The sequence below is a fragment of the Agrobacterium vacciniicorymbosi genome (assembly GCF_040427045.1).
Classification (GTDB): Bacteria; Pseudomonadota; Alphaproteobacteria; order Rhizobiales; family Rhizobiaceae; genus Agrobacterium.
Map to the genome: position 1 here is coordinate 83,962 of NZ_JBETMF010000006.1, position 18,707 is coordinate 102,668.

The following is an 18,707-nucleotide window of genomic DNA, read 5'->3' on the forward strand; positions in this document are numbered from 1 at the left end:
ATGACACTGACCTTTGCACCCTTCCTGCCGTGGATCGTCATCGGCATTCTCGCCGCCGCCGCCTTCGTGCTGGCCATTATCGGCCTATGGCGCGGCGTGCGTGGTGCTTGGCTGCGTGGCTTGGCACTCGCAGCACTTCTGCTGGCCATTTCCAACCCGCTTCTGACCAATGAGGAGCGCGATCCGCTTTCCACCATCGTCCCTGTCATCGTGGACCGATCGCAGAGCCAGGATGTGCAGCAGCGCCCGGAACAGACGGATCAGGCGCTGGCGACGCTGAAAGAACGCCTCGCCCGCTTTCCGCGCATCGAACCTCGCATCGTGGAAGTTCAGAACGACCCCAACAGCGATGCCCCGGCCACCAATCTCTTCTCTTCGCTGGCCGCAGCTGTGTCTGATGTTTCGCCCTCACGCGTTGGCGGTGCGATTTTCCTCAGTGATGGCCAGATCCATGACATCCCTAATGTTACGCCGAACATCGAACAGGCGCTTGGCTTCAAGGCCCCGATCCATGGCCTGATTACGGGGCGGGCGGAAGAATTCGACCGGCGCATCGAAGTGGTGCGCGCGCCGCGCTTCGGCATCGTCAACGAGCAGCAGGAATTGACGCTGCGCGTCTTCGATGACGGTCGCGCCCAAGGTGGTCAAGCGGAAGTCACGGTGAAGATGAATGGCGAAGAGATCGCCACACTCGAAGCCACGCCCGGCCAGCCCCTGCCCTTCAGCTTCAAGGTTCCGCGCGGCGGCAACAATGTCATGGAGTTTTCCGTGGCGGAGCTTCCCGGTGAAGTCACCACCAGCAACAACCGCGCCGTCCACGTCATCGAAGGTATCAGGCAGAACCTGCGTGTTCTTCTGGTTTCCGGCGAACCGCATGCCGGTGAGCGCGCCTGGCGCAACCTGCTGAAATCCGACACCTCCGTCGATCTCGTCCATTTCACCATTCTGCGCCCGCCGGAAAAGCAGGATGGCACGCCGATCAACGAGTTATCGCTGATTGCTTTCCCGACGCGTGAGCTGTTCGTCGAAAAGATCGAGGATTTCGACCTCATCATCTTCGACCGCTACCAGCATCGCGGCGTGCTACCGATCCTCTATTATGATTACATCGCCCAGTATGTCGAAAAGGGCGGCGCGCTTCTGATCGCTGCCGGCCCTGAACATGCGGGGCAGGATTCCATCGCCATGACGCCGCTCGCCTCGGTGCTGCCAGCGCAGCCCACCGGCGAAATGCATCAGTCTGCCTTTTACCCACGACTGTCGGAAGCAGGCAAGAAGCACCCGGTCACGCGCGGTCTGGAAGGTTCGGGCGAAGAGCCGCCGCAATGGGGCCGCTGGTTCCGCACCGTCGGCGTAGAGCCGCCGCAGGGCCAGACCGTGATGCTGGGCGACGGCCAGGACCCGCTGCTGGTGCTGAACCGCCAGGGTGAAGGCCGCGTCGCCATGCTGCTGTCGGATCAAGGTTGGCTCTGGGCACGTGGTTTCGAAGGCGGCGGCCCGCATGTGGGCCTCTACCGCCGCATCGCCCATTGGCTGATGAAAGAGCCGGAGCTTGAAGAAGAGGCGCTGACCGCCCGCGCCAATGGCCGCACGCTGGAAATCACCCGCCAGACCATCGGCGACAATCCCGGCAATGCAACGGTCAAATTCCCCACCGGCAAGACCGAGACGATGGCGTTTACGCAAACAGAGCCCGGTCTCTACAAGATCGAACGCCGCATGGACGAAACCGGCCTCTACGAAATTACCAATGGCGATTTCACCACGCTGGTCCATGTCGGCGCGGTCGATGCTCCCGAATTCAAGGCCATGATCTCTACGACCGAGCCGTTGAAGCCTATTGTCGATGCCACGAAGGGCAGCATTCACCGCGTCGTCAACGACAATGGCAGAGTCGTGCTGCCGGATATCCTGCCCGTGCGCGGCGATGTGCGCGTGGCCGATAATGACCGCATGCTCATCCGCCTGACGGACGAAACCGTACTGAAGGGCGTCAACACCCTACCGCTTTTTGCCGGTTTCGCAGGTCTTGCCGCCCTGCTGATGGCATTCTCCGCGCTCTGGTGGCGTGAAGGTCGATAATGGAACCACACATCACCATCAGCCAAGAAGGCGACAAGGACAGCGAAGCGGCCATTTTGTCGGCTCTCAAAGACTACAACATCAACCGCTTCGGCCCCAGCGACTGGCAGGAACTCGTCATCTTCCTGCGTGATGACGAGGGCACAGTCACCGGCGGCCTCTGCGGCCACACCGCCCGCGGCTGGCTCTATACAAGACTGCTCTTCATCCCCGAAACCCTGCGCGGCCAAGGCCTCGGCCCCAAGCTGCTTTCCATGGCGGAAGAGGAAGCCCGCAAACGCGGTTGCATCGGCGCATACATCGACACGATGAACCCGGATGCGCTGGCGCTCTACCAGAAATGTGGCTACGAAATCTTCGGCCAGATCGAGAATTTCGGCGATACTGGATCGCTAACATATTTGAAGAAATCGCTCAAATAATCGCGACGATCTATCGCCTTGGCAGATCGTAACGCGAGATCGAGACAGCGAAATCCTGGTTCACGGATATCTCCAGAACCTCATTCCAGAGTTCGCTTCCATTCAGTTCCTGGATCACGACTGACATCAGCGCCTTCTGCAGTTCAAGGCTCATAATTCCGGCAGTGGTATTGAACGCAACGAGCCCGACGTGAATATCTTCTCGATTGTAAAGCGGCAGAAAATCTACCGTATTATGCGTGACGAGAATATATCCCTGATCAACAGCAATCCGTCCAACGATGTGGTCTTTGGCACCGGACATGCCGAGCCATAAAACACACGTCGATTGATGAAAACCCGAACCATGGGCAATCTTCACCAGCTCAGGGCTCAGACATTCATCGATCAGAAACTTCACGATTTGACCGGGGGTATGTCGAGCTTGAGGGTTCGAACAGTTTTAGCATCACCATGCCGCCATTCCGGCTTGGCAACAGGGCGTCCACGTTTTGGATAGGCGAGAGCATAATCCGCAGCAGCATCTAATTTCTCGAGCGAGAGTTGGGGAAACGCCGCAATGATTGCCTCACGCGTGTCACCGCCCGTCAACATTTCCGTGACGTCGTAAATGGGTATGCGCGTGCCCGCGAAAACAGGCTGGCCACCCATAACATCAGATTGGATCGACACGGCGCCCCTCGCACGTTCCAGCCTGTTTAGACCTGCTTCGACATCTGCCAGAATTGGGCGAATATCGACCTGAAGCGGTGCATCTTCCACGATCGCTTGGTTTTTGCCAGACAAGGCTTTAGCGATGATGCGTTGCCGCGCCGCCGGTGTAAGCGTTGAAGCTGTGAGATAGGCCAACCGCAACCCTATAAGACCAGCCATAGATATGGAACGCGTTCGCCCCTTGGATTTCGCATAATTGCGCAACAATCCAGCGTCGATAATTCTGTTGACGTGCTTAAGCGGAACACCGGTCACTGACGAGGCTTCGCTTGCGCTAAGACTTTCTCCGATGGCGAGCAACATAGATAAACCTTCCAAAGAACTGGAAAGATTATAGCGCAAGTACAGCCCGAACGCCAACGTTCAAATGAGATGCGAAATTTCTACGCGCGTGCCTTGAGTGGCTCGTCGTAGACGCCATATTCAACTGCACTCAGACCTGTAGGAGCCTCACACTTCCGCCAGCCAATCTTGCCCTTCAGCCGCTCATGCGTATCAGCCGCCAGCGGCACGACAAGCACCCGGTTCATATCGACAGGACCGGGGAAATCCAGCGCCGCATAGGCCACCTTCTCGAAACCCAGCGGCATGTAATAGGGCGGGTCGCCGATGAGAATGACGGCTTCCGAGCCCTTGCGTTTGGCGGCGGCGATGGCGATGCGGACCAGTTCGCGACCGATGCCCATGTTCTTGTGGGAAGGCCTCACAGCCAATGGGCCCAGCATGTGGCCCTTCACACCGCCAGCCAGAACCGGCGTCATGCGAACGGAGGCAATCGTCTCGCCATCGTCGGCGCAGATGTAGGAAATCGAACGGTCGTGCGGGCCCTGCTCGCGGATACGGGCAGCGGCGCGGGTGTGCCGACCGGGGCCGAAGGCTTCTGCATTGATGAGTTCGATAACGGCGTCATGAGACGCGTCTTCGGTGAGGTAGACCAGTTCGTGCTTGGACATGGAAAGACCGGAACGTTAAATACGGATAGGGCGATGTGACGGCTGCGCCGGTTAAGGCGTTCGAAGCGTCAGCGTCGTCGGAGCATCCGTGTTGCGGTCATAAAGCAGAATTCCCTCAGAATTGTGATAAACGCGGATATCAGGAAAATTCCGACCCGTCCAGAACAAATCCAGAGCTTGGCCATTCAATAATGTGAGTGTGATACGAACGCACTGTTCACTGCCTTTTGGGTTCACTTCCCGCAAAACCATGGCTTACAGTGTGTGCAGCAACATAAAGGAGAACGCGCGATGGGTATGCTGGTTGAGGGTGTCTGGAAAGACGTCTGGTACGACACCAAGGAAACCAAGGGCCATTTCAAGCGCAGCGCCTCGCAGTTTCGCAACTGGATCACCGCAGATGGACAAGCCGGCCCCTCCGGCGAGTCTGGTTTCAAAGCCGAGAGCGACCGCTATCACCTCTATGTTTCGCTGGCCTGTCCTTGGGCGCATCGCACGCTGATCTTCCGCAAGCTCAAGAAGTTGGAAGATCTTATTTCCGTCTCGGTTGTCGATCCGCTGATGCTGGAAAATGGCTGGGAGTTCAAACCGGCGGATGAGCGCACCCCAGGCGCCACGGAAGACCATCTCTTCGGCTCCTCGGCAATGTGGCAGGTCTATACCAAGGCAGACCCTTCCTATTCCGGTCGCGTAACCGTGCCTGTGCTGTGGGACAAGCAGCAAAACACCATCGTCTCGAATGAATCGGCCGAGATCATCCGCATGTTCAACAGCGCCTTTAATGCCCTGACGGGATCGCAGGATGATTATTACCCTGAGCCGCTGCGCGCCGAGATCGATAAGCTCAATGACGTCATCTACGACACCGTCAATAACGGCGTCTACAAGGCCGGTTTTGCCACCATGCAGGAAGCCTATGCGGAAGCTGCCACCAAGGTTTTCGAAACCTTGGACCTGCTGGAAGCGCGACTCGAGGACAAACGCTTTCTGTTGGGCGCCCGGCAGACGGAAGCGGACTGGCGGCTGTTCACCACGCTTGTCAGATTCGACCCTGTCTATGTCGGCCATTTCAAATGCAACATTCGCCGCATTCATGACTATCCCAACCTGACAGGATATCTGCGCGATCTGTACCAGACATCGGGCGTTCCCGAGACCGTCGACATGCGCCACATCAAGGACCATTATTACCGCAGCCACAAGATCATCAACCCCACCGGCATCGTGCCCATCGGCCCGGAGCTTGAGCTGGACAAGGCGCATGACCGTGAAAGGCTGGGCTAAGGCCTACCAGTAATCATCCGGCGTCTTTTCGCCCGCCAGTTCCGCGAGACGACGGCGGGTGGCGCCCGTCGTTCCCTCGGGTAGAGCATCCAGCGGAAAGAACCCGCTTTCGCTGATCTCCCGGTCCGGCACTTTCGGAGAGGTCTGCGTCACCTCGAGCCGGTAGAACAGAACATGGTCGCGGTCGCTGGTGCGATTGTTGAAATAGACATGGAAAAGCTGAGGGCTGGAGGCGGCGACGAGATTGCCTTCCTCGCGGATTTCCTTGTGCAGCGCCTGTAAACCCGTCTCGCGTCGTTCCACCCCGCCGCCCGGCATATGCCAGCCAGAAATGTAGGTGTGCCGCACCAGAAACACACGCCCCTGCGCATCGAAACAGGCGGCACGCACGCCCAGCGTCATGCCCCTGCGGACAAAGAAAAAGACATGCAGGGCACGCTTTGCAACATTCCGAAACAAATCCCGGAACCCTTGCCCGCTGACATGGTTTTCACCCAACGCTCAACTCTCCTTTATCTCATTGAAAAACAGGGGTTTTGGGTTGGACGCTCAACATTTCATACGTTATGGCTGGATGCATGTTCAAACTCGCCCATATTTCCGACATCCACCTTGGCCCGCTGCCCAAGCTGACCTTTCGTGAACTTGCCTCCAAGCGCATTCTTGGCTTTGTGAACTGGCGTCTCAACCGCCGCAAGCATCTTTTCAGCGATACGCTGGAAAAGGTGGTGGACGACATGGAAAGCAAAGCGCCTGACCATGTTGCCATCACCGGCGATCTCGTCAATCTTGCGACAGGCATCGAAATTCGTGCTGCCGCAGACTGGCTGGAAGAAGTGGGCGATCCGCTCAAGATTTCCGTCGTGCCCGGCAACCACGATGCCTATGTTCCCGGCGCGCATGACAAGGCCATGGCCGCCTGGTATCCTTACGTGCGCGGTGATGGAGATGCGGAAGACTGGGACGAAGACCGCAAGATCTTCCCCTATATGCGCGTGCGCGGCCCTGTCGCCATGATCGGCTGCTCCACGTCCATTGCAACGCCTCCCTTCTCCGCCACCGGCTATTTTGGCCGCAGACAGGCCAGAGCCACCGCGGAACTGCTACGTAAAGCGGGAGAACAGGGGCTGTTTCGCGTGGTCATGATCCACCATCCACCCATCCGCGGCGCAGCCTCCACCCACAAACGCATGATCGGCATCCGCCGCTTTGCCGCAGCCATCGGCACGGGCGGCGCCGAACTCGTTTTGCACGGCCACACCCACCTCAACACGGTCTACTGGCTGAACACCCATCGCGGCCGCGACCACACCCCCGTCGTCGGCATCGCGTCAGCTTCCCAAGGCCCAGGCGGCCATAAACCCCGCGCCGGTTACAACCTCTTCCACATAGACGGCGGCCCTGGCACATGGAACGTAACCTGCGAACGCTATGGCCTGAACGAAAAGGCCACCGGTATAGAGCTGGAAGACGTGCGGGTGTTTTACAATAACGGCGGACCGCTGGGCTTCAGCAATCCGGTGGAACAAGGGGATGATGAGTGAGGGGTTCCCCTTAACTGCATTTTCTTCGGAGAAAGCTTAGCACAGTGAACTTTACGTCATCCTCGGCCTTGTGCCGAGGATCTAACGAACCACGACATCAAACGTGGTTAGATGCTCGGGACAAGCCCGAGCATAACGTGATTGCATGTTGTCTCAGCCCTTCGCAGCCCGCTCTTCCAACACCCGGTTCGCCGCAGACACAATTGCCTCCAGCGAAGCCGCCACGATGTTGGTATTAATACCCGCACCAAACAGCTTGCCGCCGGGATGCTCCATCTCGACATAGGCGATGGCCGAGGCGTTGGAGCCGTGTTGCAGCGAGTGTTCGGAGTAGTCATTCACCGACAGATCGATGCCGAGATAGGTGGACAGTGCGTTGATGAAGCCATCGATGGGACCTGTTCCCTTGCCCTCGATGCGCTTGATCTCGCCCTTGTCGGTGATTTCGGCTGCCACCACGCGCACACCGCGGAAGTCGCCAGCCGGATAGGTATGGTGATCCACGAACTTGATGCGTGCATTCGGCTGCGTCACATATTGCTCGATGAAGCGGTCATGGATGCGCTTGGCGGGCAGTTCCACACCTTCTTCATCGGTAATACGCTGGATTTCCTCGCGGAATTCCACCTGCAAATTACGGGGCAGGTTCAGGCCGTAATCCTGCTGGAGAATATAGGCGATGCCGCCCTTGCCGGACTGCGAGTTGATGCGGATGATCGCCTCGTAGGACCGACCGACATCCTTCGGGTCGATGGGCAGATAAGGCACTTCCCAGACGGGATGGTTGGCAACCTTGATCGCCTTCATGCCCTTGTTGATCGCATCCTGATGCGAACCGGAAAAGGCCGTGTACACCAGTTCACCGACATAAGGGTGACGCTCGGGGATCGTCATTTCGTTGGAATATTCATAGACCGACTTGATGCGCTCGATATCGCGGCAATCCAGTTCCGGGTCAACGCCCTGCGTGTACATGTTCAACGCCAGCGTCACGACATCGACATTGCCGGTGCGCTCGCCATTGCCGAACAGAGTACCTTCCACGCGGTCGGCGCCTGCCATCAGGCCCAGTTCCGTGGCTGCAATGCCGGTGCCACGGTCATTGTGCGGATGCAGCGAAATGATAACGTTTTCGCGGTTGTCGATGTTGCGGCACATCCACTCGATCTGGTCGGCATAGATGTTCGGCGTCGCCATCTCAACCGTGGACGGCAGGTTGAGGATCAGCTTGTTATCCGCCGTCGGCTTCACCACCTCGACAACTGCGTTGCAGATTTCCAGCGCCACTTCCAGCTCCGTGCCGGTAAAGCTTTCCGGCGAATATTCGAAGCGATAACCGCCACCGGCCTTGGCCGCCATGTCAGTGATCATCTTGGCGGCATCGACGGCGATCTGCTTGATGCCGTGCACATCCTTGCCGAACACCACACGACGCTGCAATTCGGAAGTGGAATTATAGAAATGGATGATCGGGTTCTTGGCGCCTTCCAGCGATTCGAAGGTCCGCGTGATCAGTTCCGGGCGGCACTGAACCAGCACTTGCAACGACACATCTTCAGGCACTCCGCCCTGCTCCACACACCAGCGGGCAAAGTCGAAATCCGTCTGCGAAGCGGATGGAAAACCGATTTCGATTTCCTTGAAGCCCATTTCCAGCAACAGCTTGAACATGCGCGCCTTGCGGTCATGCCCCATCGGGTTGACCAGCGACTGGTTGCCATCACGCAAATCGACCGAACACCAGATCGGTGCCTTGTCTATGGTTTTCGAAGGCCAGGTGCGGTCCTTGATATCGATGACAGGGTATGGGCGATACTTCACGTTCGCGTCCGGCATGCCCTTGGAAATCTGAGAGGTCTTGGCGTCCATAATCTTGCTCCTTCCACGCATCGCGGCTGAAAAAGCCTTGGCAGATGCGCGCCCAAACGGGCCTTAAATCCAGTATAAAGTGAGATTTCGAGTTGAGGAGCATTGGCACCAGCGGGCTTTCGGCCGCCGGGCGCTCCTCACTGGACCCGGCAACCGCGTGTAAGGTCGAGGCTAAGAAGCGAGAGTGCACCGCATGGGCAAGCCTTCGCAGAAATCTGCGTGCTCATGCCGAAAATGGTTGCGGTGCGATTGGTCATAGCGAATCTTATAAGCGGCGAAATTTTTCGTTGCAAGCCAAGACCGTCATTCGTTGTCAATTTTATTGTCCTGGCCTTTATTCCTTAAAGTCGAAGACATTGTGGTCCAAAAAGCCTTCAAGACGCCAATCCATTCAGCGCCTCTAATGAGAGGCGTCACATCACATTTGTCCTTATTCTTTGGCGATTTGATCACCATCAAATACTCCACAAATTACGAGCGCCTGCGATTAGCGACGAAGCTGGTCAAAGCCATCATCAATCCACCACCGAGCAAACCCCAGAAAGCGCCTGAAATACCACCAAACGACAGACCCGATGCCGTGATAAGAAAGGTTATAGCGGCGGCCTCGCGGGTTTCGGGGTCTTTGAAGGCGGCGACCGCTGAGCCGGAGAACGCTCCGACGAGAGCTAGACCTGCAACTGCCTGAATGAGGATAGGCGGGGCCAGCGCCACGAAGGCCGTGACAGCGCCGGCTAGAAGACCGAAAATCACATAACCTACGCCGCTGACGATGACTGCCCAGTAACGGCGCTTTGGGTCTGGATGGGCATCTTCGCCTGCGCACATGGCGGCGGTGATGGCGGCGAGGTTGACCGCGTGGCCACCGAAAGGCGCGGCGAGCAGCGAGAACAGACCGGTCGTAGCAAACAGCTGTCCCGGTTGCGGATCGTAATTATTGACCTTCAGCACGGCGATACCGGGAATATTCTGCGAGGCCATGGTGACGATGAACAGAGGCAAGGCAATGGAGATCAAGGCTTGCAGGTTGAACACCGGCATGACGAATTCCATCGGCGGAACAAGCGACTGCGCAACACTATCCAGCGCGCCTGCGGGAATATCGACGCCAAAGATCATTACCAGCACGAAGGCGGCTAGGGCTGCTGGCACCGCAAACAGGCGTTTGAAAGCGCCAACGACGATCCACGCCAGAATGATCGGCAGGCCGAGCAACGGGTTGAAGCCGATGGCCTTGATGGGCGCAAAACACAGGCCGATAATGACGCCGGACAGCATGGCATTAGCGAGCGGCGTCGGAATGGAAGCCACCGCCCGCCCGAGCGGTTTGAAAAGACCTGCGATGATGATCAGCACCGCGCAGATGATGAATGCACCCACCGCTGCTGGAAAACCACCCTCGATCACCCCCGTTGCCGCCAGAAGCGCGCCACCCGGTGTAGACCATGCAATACTGATGGGAAGTCGCGTCATGGCGGAGAGAAGGATGGCGCAAAGGCCGACGGAAACCGACAGGGCCATCAGCCCGGATGCCGCCTCGAAATCCGTCGCGCCGACACCCTTCAACCCCTGCAGCACCACGGCAAAGGAGCTGGCAAAGCCGACGAAGGCTGTCAGCAGGCCCATGAACAGGCTTTGGAGAGAGAATTCTTTTAACATGGCTGGGCTCTGGCACGGAGAAAACGCGGTCATCATTCCAGATCAAAAAATGCATGCGCTGGCAAGGTTGCTTTCTCCGGCGAGGGTACTCGCGCCTGACTTGTGCATGGTCTGCACCCTGCCCTGTTGTTCTCGCCATCCAGCCCGTGTAAACCCGCGCCATCAAACAGCGAGATAACAAATGCTTCCTTGGATAGAACTTGACCGTGCAGCCATTCCCGGTGATGGCACCGAACTGCGCCTGAAGCAGCGCGGCCAGGAATTTTCCATCATGCTGGGTTCAAATGAGCTGATGAACAGCCGGTTGAGTGGCTCGGAAGAGGCCTTGGCGACGCTCTCCTGCGAACGCATTGGGGGGCGTGCAAGCCAGAGCATGCTCATCGGCGGGCTTGGCATGGGTTTCACGCTCCGCGCAGCGCTTGGCGCCCTGCCTTCGGATGCCCGCGTGACCGTGGCGGAACTAGTGCCAGCGGTGGTGGAGTGGGCACGCGGGCCGATGGCGGATCTGCACAAGGGCACACTGGACGACGCCCGCGTCGACATCCATGTCGGCGATGTCGGTGCACTCATCCGCTCGAAGAAGGCCGCCTATGACGCCATTCTGCTGGATGTCGATAATGGACCGGACGGACTGTCGCGCCCCTCCAATGACAGTCTTTATGATCGAGAAGGTCTCGAAGCCGCCAGAACAGCCTTGCGCCCGAAAGGCGTACTCGCGGTCTGGTCTTCAGGGCCGGATGCCGCCTTCACCCGCCGTTTGCGGCAGGCCGGTTTTGCGACAGACGAGATCAGTGTTCGCGCCAATGGCAAACGCGGCGGCGCGCGCCATACGCTGTGGCTGGCGGCCAAGGCTTAACGCCGCGACGTAGAGCGCTCCCCGAGAGCATCCAGCGCATCGGCATTATCCCTGCCCCAGGCATAAAGCATCTCCACCGGTTCGATGAATCTCTCTCCAAGCGGTGTCAGCCTGTATTCCACAGCGGGCGGTCTGGTCGCATGCACATGCCGCGTGATCAGCCCTGTCCGCTCCATTTCCTTCAAGGTCTGCGTCAGCATTTTCTTGGAAATGCCCGGCAGGCTGCGCTCCAGCACGCCGGTGCGGGCAGCGCCATCATGCAGCTTATGTAGCGCATGCAGGATCATGCTCGTCCATTTGGTCGAGAACAATTCCAGCACGCGTCTCGGCGCACAGTCCTCACGCCATTCGGCCTCATTGCTTCCCGGTTTCATCGTGGTCACCCTTTGGTATCCATGTCCCCAATCCGTGCCGTCTACACGATGGTGCGCGGGATGCCTAATTATAGCTCTTGCAAAAATGGAGTTCGAGCATGGTTAAAACGGCATTGGTGGTGGGCGCAAGCGGGATCGTCGGCAGCGCCACGGCAAATCTTCTGTTGGAACAGGGCTGGCAGGTCTACGGCCTTTCGCGCAAACCGGGCCAGCAGGAAAGCATCATTCCCGTCGCCGCCGATCTGCAAAATGCAGTCGAAACAGCAAAGGCCCTGGCTGATGTACGCCCGGATGCGGTGTTCATCACCACATGGGCGCGACAGGATAGCGAAGCGGAAAACATCCGCGTCAACTCCGCCATGGTCCGCAATCTGCTGGATGGCCTCAGCCTCGGCAAATCCATCCACCATGTAGCGCTGGTCACCGGCCTCAAGCACTATCTTGGCCCCTTCGAGGCCTATGGCAAAGGCAAGCTGCCGCAGACGCCGTTCCGCGAAGAGCAAGGCCGTCTCGATGTCGAAAACTTCTATTATGCACAGGAAGACGAAGTCTTTGCCGCCGCCAAGCGCGATGGCTTCTCGTGGAGCGTCCACCGTCCGCACACTGTGATCGGTCAGGCGGTCGGCAACGCCATGAACATGGGCACGACACTTGCGGTCTACGCCACCATCTGCCGCGAAACGGGCCGCCCCTTCCGGTTCCCCGGCTCTGCCGCGCAGTGGAACGGCCTGACCGACATGACGGATGCCAACCTCTTGGCCAAGCAATTGCTTTGGGCAGCCGAAACGCCAGAGGCAAGCAACGAAGCCTTCAACGTGGTCAATGGCGATATCTTCCGCTGGAGCTGGATGTGGGGCCGCATCGCAGACTGGTTCGGCATCGAACCCGCATCCTTCGATGGCACCGTCATTCCGCTTGAGCAGCAGATGAAAGATGATGCTGATATCTGGAGCAAGATCGCAGCGCGCGAAAATCTGGCCGAGCCAGACCTCGCCCGCCTCGCATCACCATGGCACACCGATGCCGATCTGGGTCGCCCCATCGAAGTCGTCACCGACATGAGCAAAAGCCGCCGTCTGGGTTTCAGGGAATACCAGCCGACGGACGATGCATTCTTTGGCCTGTTCGAAACGCTGCGGAAGAACCGTCTCATTCCTTGAAAGCGAATTGGCTTGATTCAAAGCATTAAAAAACCCGCATCAGCCATGCCGGTGCGGGTTTGATAGTAAGCAAAAGCTAACGCCTTAGATTTCGCCCTGCGACGTAACAATGCGCGAAGCAAGGCCATATGCCACGGCTTCTTCGGCACCCAGCCAGTAATCGCGGTCGATGTCCTTGGCGATCTTTTCTTCCGATTGGCCTGTGGCCACCGAGAAGATCTTGATCAGGCGCTTGTTCATCTTGATGATTTCGCGTGCCTGGATTTCGATGTCGGACGCCATGCCGCGTGTGCCGCCGGATGGTTGGTGCAACAGGAAGCGGGTGTTTGGCAGGCAGATACGACGTTCCTTCGGCACCGATACATAGATCAGCGCGCCAGCGGAAGCGACCCAGCCCGTGCCGATGATCCAGACCTTCGGCTTGATGAACTTGATCATGTCATGAATGCTGTCGCCGGATTCGACGTGGCCGCCGGGCGAGTTAACATAAACGCGGATGTCTTCATCGCTGGCAGCAGCAAGTGCCACGAGCTGCGTGCAAACCTTCTGCGCCAGTTCCTGCGTGATGCCGCCATAGATGAAGATCGAACGCGACTTGAAAAGATTCGCTTCCGTTTCCTTGCCGATCGGCAGTTCCTTGCTCTTGTCGTCTTCTTCTTCGTTCATGTGGCGGTCTCCAACGTAATTCATTACCTACCGGACATAGTGTGATTTGTTTCGTAAAACAATGAGTGAAAAAGGCAAGGCGCGGAACTGCTTAATAAACAGGGCACCGGCAAATGACGCATGGACAGGCTCTTCATGACTACGATATCGTTAACTGCGCGGCCCAGCGGGCGACCCAAGCGCTCTTGAGCCGCGCATGTAAAAATTTCGAGAGGGAACGATGTTCAAAAGACTTTCACTCGCCGCAGCAACGCTTGGCCTTACCGCACTGCCAGCCTTTGCACACCTGAACCCGGAAGAACACGGCTCCTTCATGGCCGGGTTTTCGCATCCGCTGTTCGGCGCAGACCACATCCTCGTCATGGTCGCCGTCGGTATCTGGGCCGCGCAGATTGCGGCATCGAAGAACAATAAGAACGCGCTGTTCATCGTTCCCGCTGCTTTCGTCGGGACGATGGCCGTTGGCTTCCTGCTGGCACTCGGCGGCATCGAGCTGCCCTTCGTGGAACCGGCCATTCTAGCTTCCGTTATCGCACTCGGCCTGCTGGTGGCCATGGCGACGCGCGTTCCGGTGAGCGTCGCGGCTGGCATCGTTGGCGTCTTTGCGCTGTTTCATGGCCATGCCCATGGCGGTGAACTGGGCAGCGCTGGCGCGCTTCAGTTCGGCGTCGGCTTCGTGATTGCAACGGCTTTGCTGCATGTTGCCGGTATTGCGCTGGGGCTGGGCATTGCAAAGCTTGGAACGGTCGCTGCACGCATCGTCGGTGGCCTGACGGCGCTGGCCGGTCTTTCGCTGGTTTTCGGCGGTTGAAGACTGGCTTTTAACCTTACAAAAATGTAAGAAAATTCCGGCTTTCAAAAGCCGGAATTGAACCCTACTTCCTTGATGTGCGTTTCTCGACACGCCAAGGAGGCAACCGATGTCACCAGAAGAAACCCAACTGCTCAAATCCCTGTTCGACAGGGTCAAATCCGCATCCTCCACGCCGCGCGATGCGGAAGCGGAAACGCTGATCAGCCAAGCCGTGCGTGATCAGCCCGCCTCTCCCTATTATCTGGCCCAAGCCGTTATCGTGCAGGAAAAGGGGCTGGAAGCGGCAGCGGCGCATATTCGCCAGCTGGAAGAACGCATTCACCAGCTGGAAAGCGGCAACACCGCCCCGCAGCAGGCACAGCAAGGCGGCTTCCTGAGCTCGATTTTTGGCGGCAGCCAGCAGCAGGCACCGGCACCAACGCCTGCTCCGACTTATCGCAATGATACATCTGGCCAAACACAGGGGCCATGGGGCCGCGCACCCGATGCGCCGCAAGCTAGTGGACCTTGGAACAACCAGCAACCATCGGCGTTCGGACGCCCAAGCGGCAGCGGCGGCTTTCTGCAAGGCGCACTTGGGGCTGCGGCGGGTGTGGCGGGAGGCATGCTGCTGGCCAATTCGCTAAGCGGCATTTTCTCGAACCACGTCGCTTCGACTGGCTGGGGTTCACCGTTTGGCGGTTCGGGCGGCGCTAACGCGCCTGTAGAGGAGACTGTCATCAACAATTACTATGGCGATGACGACAAGCCGCAGCAGGATGCCACCGACAACAACGATAATCTGCAGCAGGCAGATTACGACGACAGCAATGACGATGCGGATTTCGATTCAGGCGATGGCGACAGCTTCGCCTGAATCGAACAGTTCTTTGCTAACGCAATTCCGCTTCACTTTTGCTGGAATTGCTTTGATGGGGGTCAGCCGCGACCGCGATAGGTCGCGACGCCCTGTTCCGGCAACCAGACACCTTCCGGTGGCGCGCCGGTCTGCCAGAAGACATCGATAGGAATGCCACCGCGCGGATACCAGTAGGCGCCGATGCGCAGCCATTTTGGCTGGAGCAAATCGACCAGACGTTTGGCGATATAGACCGAGCAATCCTCATGGAATGCGCCGTGGTTGCGGAAGGCATGCAGGAACAGCTTCAGCGACTTGGATTCAACGAGAAAATCACCCGGAATATAGTCAATGACGATATGGGCGAAGTCCGGCTGGCCGGTCATGGGGCACAGCGAGGTGAATTCCGGTGCGGTGAAGCGCACGACATAATCCGTACCGGCATTGCCGTTCGGCACTTTTTCCAGAACAGCCTTTTCCGGGCTTTCGGGGGCTGCGACTTGCGCGCCCAGTTGCGACAGGCCGGAAACATCCGTGACTGACATGGTTTAAACTCCTGCTTCTTGAAACTCGACCCGAACGCCATGCGCCTGTTCGCTTTCAGGCTCCACATGAATGGCGAGCACGGCACCGGGTATGGCCTCTCTTATGGCATCTTCCAGCCGGTCGCAAATATCATGTGCCGCCCCCACGGACAAAGCAGCGGGAACCACCACATGGAAATCGATAAAGGCGACCGCCCCGGCCCTGCGGGTCTTCAGGTCATGCACGCCCAGAATTCCGGCGGAATTCTCCGCAATCGCTTTCTTGATTGCTTCGTCCTCTTCCGGCTCCACCGCACGGTCCATAAGGCCGCCGAGCGAGTGCATGATGACCTTCGAGCCCTGAAACAGGATGTTGATGGCAACGACGATGGCGAGAATAGGGTCGAGGATCGCATAACCGGTGACAATTGCCAGCACGAGGCCGATCAGAACGCCGCCTGATGTGACAACATCCGACATAATGTGTTGCCCATCCGCCAAAAGCGCTGGCGACGATTGCTTCTTTCCGACGCGGATCAGCACCGTCGCCCAGATGCCGTTAAGAATGCCCGCGAAAGCATTGATCGCAAGACCGAGCGCTGGCGCTTCCGGCAGATGCGGCGCCATCAGGCCGCCCCACGCTTCCTTAACGATCAGCAACGCGGCAACGACGATCAGCACGCCCTCCACCACGGCAGAGAGATATTCCGCCTTATGGTGGCCGAACTGGTGATCGTCATCGGCAGGCTTTTGCGCATAACGAATGACGAAATAGGCAATGAAGGCTGCGACAACGTTGACGGTGGATTCCAGACCATCCGACAGCAGCGCGACCGAGCCCGTGACCCACCAAGCCAAAAGCTTCAGCCCCAGCACCGTGATGGAAAAAGGGATGCCCCAGAAAGCGAGCTTTCTGACGAGAGCGTTACCCTGACTGTTCATGACCTGCCCCGTGCGGTTGAGAATGAATTGCAGAAATGGACCCCAAAACGCATGAACCGCCCGCACGGAGGTTCCGTGCGGGCGGTTCATATGTGCGGCTTCTATGATTTAAAGTGGGCGTGAGGTCAAGCGCTTTCCGCCCCGTTCTGCTCGCAGAAACGGATGCGGTTTCCAAATGGATCTGTGACCTCCATTTGAAGCCCCCAAGGCAGTTTCTCGACACCCGGCTTCATGAACGTGTAGTCCTTGACTGCAAGTTCACGCTGGAAGGATTCCACATTCGCGGTATTGACGAAAGTGTTCGAACCGGGCGTCGCATCGCCATGATGCCCGCTGAGATGAAGGACCAGTCCGGCACGTGACACCTGCATGTAGAGCGGAAAATTCTCTCCAAACCGATGCTCCCAATCCACCGAGAAGCCGAGGAACTCCACATAGAACTCGCGCGCCTTGGTCTCATCGAAGATGCGCAGGATGGGACAGACGCGGGTGAAGTGGGGCAGGTTCGACATATTAAGCTCCCGTGGAATATTTAGTTAGACCCTGCTCAACAGCAGCTTGATACCCGCAAAGCCGAAGAACAGCGCAAGCGTTACTTCAATAGACCGCTTGGCCTTCTGATAGATACGGATGGCGGGTGCGGTGGAAAACAGCAGCGCGTAGCCGCAGAAGATGATGAGGCCGAGCATGGCGCAGCCGCCGATGATGGCTGCGAGAGTGGCAGGGCCTGCACCGGGCTTGAGCCCGAGCGACATGATGGCGAGCCAGCCGAGGACGGCCTTGGGATTGGTGAGGTGAAGCAGCAGACCGCGGCGATACAGCTTTGGGTAATCCGGCCTGCTATTGACGACGTCGCCGGGCTGCGCCTGCGGTGCCTTGGCAAAGGCTGAGCGAGCGGATTTGTAGGCCAGATAGAGCAGGTAGAGACCACCGGCGATCTTGATAATGAAAAGGGCGTTGGCAAATGTCGCGAGCACGGCAGACAGGCCCGTCGCCGCGACAGCAGCCTAGCAGAGCGAGCCCGTCATGACACCGAGCGCGAGAATGATGGCAGGCGCCCTGCCCTCGCTCATGGCGATACCCATGATGGTCATGTTGCTGGGACCGGGGCTGGCGACCGCGATAATGTAGGCGACGTAAACCAGTAGAAGCTGATGGAAATCGATCATCGGAGCGAAGCCTAAACACCATTTTCAAACCCAGCAGATACTTGCAGCCGCTTGAATGGTTTTGTCAATTCCCGGAACGCGCAAGCACATCAGGGATTTGGCATATCGTTATGCAGCCGCAACGACGTCGTCAAAAGCGGTGGCAATGGCGTCCACCATCCTGTTCGCAGGCCCGCATGTCTGAGAGCCGCAGCCGTCCATGTGTTGCAGCCAAGCAGCGCGTTGAAATATCCGACGCCTTCGAAAAACGCGTCATCCCTGCCATAGGACTGGCCGAGCAGCGGGACCGGTTTGCCCTGGGGCTGGGCAAAGCTTCCGAGAATGAATGCCAGCAGCTTTTGATAGTCTGCGTCGGAGAGGTTGAGCGCGGTGACACCCGAATCGACAAGCGGTATCTCGCCGGCAAGTGCGACATGCATGACGGACTGGTCAAGCGTGACGCCCTTGAACAGCGGAAGCGGCTTCAAATCGGCCCATGTCGGGGTTTGCGTGTAGAAAGCCCGTCCGCCCCAACCGAAAACGAGATACCGGACACCGGGATTATCGATCTCCAGATCGCCTTCGCGCAGAAACCCAAACCGCGCCAGAAGCTCTGCATCGACAGGCAGGGCGATATCGGTGTGGATGGGGTTGCTGAGGATGAGGACGCTATGGGGCGTGGTGTCAGCGATATCGGATTTTTCGCCGAAGATCGGTCTTGGCAGCAAGGTACCCGCAGCAACGCAGACCAAAATCAGCGTCAGCAGCATGCATAGATGTTTGAAAAACTTCACTCTGCATCACCTGCGCGGCTGAAGGGAGGCGGCGGCGTTTCATAACGCCGCAGGTCGTGCTTAT

20 protein-coding genes and 1 pseudogene are annotated in these 18,707 nt (G+C 58.1%); 8 read left to right on the plus strand and 13 right to left on the minus strand.

The features are described 5' to 3' along the window. On the plus strand, positions 1–2,082 hold the full coding sequence (locus ABUK73_RS11195) for a hypothetical protein (protein WP_353577350.1): 2,082 nt from the start codon (positions 1–3) through the stop codon (positions 2,080–2,082). Then, positions 2,082–2,504: a GNAT family N-acetyltransferase gene (locus ABUK73_RS11200; protein WP_353577351.1), complete on the plus strand. Its 423-nt coding sequence runs from the start codon at positions 2,082–2,084 to the stop codon at positions 2,502–2,504. The genes ABUK73_RS11195 and ABUK73_RS11200 overlap by 1 nt, the downstream gene beginning before the upstream one ends. A 10-nt stretch (positions 2,505–2,514) precedes the next feature. Here the strand turns inward: ABUK73_RS11200 and ABUK73_RS11205 are convergent, their stop codons facing one another. Genes ABUK73_RS11205 through ABUK73_RS11215 form a run of 3 tightly spaced genes read right to left on the minus strand, consistent with a single transcriptional unit; the run spans position 2,515 to position 4,171 of the window. Next, positions 2,515–2,904 (minus strand): DUF5615 family PIN-like protein, encoded by a 390-nt coding sequence (locus tag ABUK73_RS11205; RefSeq protein ID WP_353577352.1) that lies wholly within the window; start codon positions 2,902–2,904, stop codon positions 2,515–2,517. Further along, positions 2,901–3,560, minus strand: coding sequence for a DUF433 domain-containing protein (locus ABUK73_RS11210; RefSeq protein WP_353577353.1), 660 nt, complete (start codon positions 3,558–3,560; stop codon positions 2,901–2,903). Before ABUK73_RS11210 ends, ABUK73_RS11205 begins: the two co-directional genes overlap by 4 nt. A 41-nt stretch (positions 3,561–3,601) precedes the next feature. Then, positions 3,602–4,171 carry a GNAT family N-acetyltransferase gene (locus tag ABUK73_RS11215; RefSeq protein WP_353577354.1) on the minus strand — a complete coding sequence of 190 codons (570 nt, stop codon included), beginning with the start codon at positions 4,169–4,171 and terminating at the stop codon, positions 3,602–3,604. 291 nt (positions 4,172–4,462) lie between these two features. Between ABUK73_RS11215 and ABUK73_RS11220 the strand changes: the two genes are divergently transcribed. Next, positions 4,463–5,455, plus strand: coding sequence for a glutathione S-transferase family protein (locus tag ABUK73_RS11220; protein ID WP_353577355.1), 993 nt, complete (start codon positions 4,463–4,465; stop codon positions 5,453–5,455). Between the two features lie 3 nt (positions 5,456–5,458). On the opposite strand, the gene ABUK73_RS11225 is transcribed toward ABUK73_RS11220, so the two are convergent. Further along, positions 5,459–5,857 carry an NUDIX domain-containing protein gene (locus tag ABUK73_RS11225; RefSeq protein ID WP_353577522.1) on the minus strand — a complete coding sequence of 133 codons (399 nt, stop codon included), beginning with the start codon at positions 5,855–5,857 and terminating at the stop codon, positions 5,459–5,461. Between the two features lie 176 nt (positions 5,858–6,033). Between ABUK73_RS11225 and ABUK73_RS11230 the strand changes: the two genes are divergently transcribed. Then, positions 6,034–6,999 carry a metallophosphoesterase family protein gene (locus ABUK73_RS11230; RefSeq protein WP_353577356.1) on the plus strand — a complete coding sequence of 322 codons (966 nt, stop codon included), beginning with the start codon at positions 6,034–6,036 and terminating at the stop codon, positions 6,997–6,999. Positions 7,000–7,152: 153 nt separating this feature from the next. On the opposite strand, the gene leuA is transcribed toward ABUK73_RS11230, so the two are convergent. Both leuA and ABUK73_RS11240 read right to left on the minus strand, forming a co-directional pair. After that, the gene (gene leuA, locus ABUK73_RS11235) at positions 7,153–8,868 is read right to left on the minus strand and encodes a 2-isopropylmalate synthase (protein WP_353577357.1); all 1,716 of its coding nucleotides are present in this window, start codon (positions 8,866–8,868) and stop codon (positions 7,153–7,155) included. 471 nt (positions 8,869–9,339) lie between these two features. Continuing rightward, on the minus strand, positions 9,340–10,527 hold the full coding sequence (locus ABUK73_RS11240; protein WP_353577358.1) for a benzoate/H(+) symporter BenE family transporter: 1,188 nt from the start codon (positions 10,525–10,527) through the stop codon (positions 9,340–9,342). A gap of 181 nt (positions 10,528–10,708) precedes the next feature. Here ABUK73_RS11240 and ABUK73_RS11245 point away from each other — a divergent pair, with 181 nt between their 5' ends. Next, a complete protein-coding gene (locus ABUK73_RS11245) occupies positions 10,709–11,383 on the plus strand; it encodes a spermidine synthase (RefSeq protein WP_353577359.1) in 675 nt (224 codons plus the stop codon). Here ABUK73_RS11245 and ABUK73_RS11250 read toward each other — a convergent pair. Then, complete coding sequence (locus ABUK73_RS11250; RefSeq protein ID WP_062448821.1) at positions 11,380–11,757, minus strand: winged helix-turn-helix transcriptional regulator; 378 nt, start codon at positions 11,755–11,757, stop codon at positions 11,380–11,382. The two genes, ABUK73_RS11245 and ABUK73_RS11250, sit on opposite strands and share 4 nt — an antisense overlap. Positions 11,758–11,855: 98 nt before the next feature. Here ABUK73_RS11250 and ABUK73_RS11255 point away from each other — a divergent pair, with 98 nt between their 5' ends. After that, positions 11,856–12,917, plus strand: a complete 1,062-nt coding sequence (locus ABUK73_RS11255) for an SDR family oxidoreductase (RefSeq protein WP_353577360.1) — start codon at positions 11,856–11,858, stop codon at positions 12,915–12,917. Between the two features lie 84 nt (positions 12,918–13,001). On the opposite strand, the gene ABUK73_RS11260 is transcribed toward ABUK73_RS11255, so the two are convergent. After that, positions 13,002–13,583, minus strand: a complete 582-nt coding sequence (locus ABUK73_RS11260) for an ATP-dependent Clp protease proteolytic subunit (protein WP_113088494.1) — start codon at positions 13,581–13,583, stop codon at positions 13,002–13,004. A 220-nt stretch (positions 13,584–13,803) separates the two neighbouring features. Between ABUK73_RS11260 and ABUK73_RS11265 the strand changes: the two genes are divergently transcribed. Further along, entirely contained in the window at positions 13,804–14,394 is a 591-nt protein-coding gene (locus ABUK73_RS11265; RefSeq protein ID WP_353577361.1) for a HupE/UreJ family protein, read from the plus strand. Between the two features lie 109 nt (positions 14,395–14,503). Then, positions 14,504–15,253 (plus strand): DUF2076 domain-containing protein, encoded by a 750-nt coding sequence (locus tag ABUK73_RS11270; protein WP_353577362.1) that lies wholly within the window; start codon positions 14,504–14,506, stop codon positions 15,251–15,253. Between the two features lie 62 nt (positions 15,254–15,315). Here the strand turns inward: ABUK73_RS11270 and queF are convergent, their stop codons facing one another. The 5 genes and pseudogenes from queF to ABUK73_RS11295 all read right to left on the minus strand — a co-directional run bounded on the left by queF (position 15,316) and on the right by ABUK73_RS11295 (position 18,643). Beyond that, on the minus strand, positions 15,316–15,780 hold the full coding sequence (gene queF, locus ABUK73_RS11275) for a preQ(1) synthase (RefSeq protein ID WP_113088491.1): 465 nt from the start codon (positions 15,778–15,780) through the stop codon (positions 15,316–15,318). 3 nt (positions 15,781–15,783) lie between these two features. After that, positions 15,784–16,701, minus strand: coding sequence for a cation diffusion facilitator family transporter (locus ABUK73_RS11280; RefSeq protein WP_353577523.1), 918 nt, complete (start codon positions 16,699–16,701; stop codon positions 15,784–15,786). A 125-nt stretch (positions 16,702–16,826) separates the two neighbouring features. Further along, positions 16,827–17,213 (minus strand): glyoxalase superfamily protein, encoded by a 387-nt coding sequence (locus ABUK73_RS11285; protein ID WP_353577363.1) that lies wholly within the window; start codon positions 17,211–17,213, stop codon positions 16,827–16,829. A gap of 24 nt (positions 17,214–17,237) precedes the next feature. Then, positions 17,238–17,870: pseudogene (locus ABUK73_RS11290) on the minus strand (LysE family translocator). Positions 17,871–17,959: 89 nt separating this feature from the next. After that, entirely contained in the window at positions 17,960–18,643 is a 684-nt protein-coding gene (locus ABUK73_RS11295) for a TIGR02117 family protein (protein WP_353577364.1), read from the minus strand. Positions 18,644–18,707: the final 64 nt, after the last annotated feature.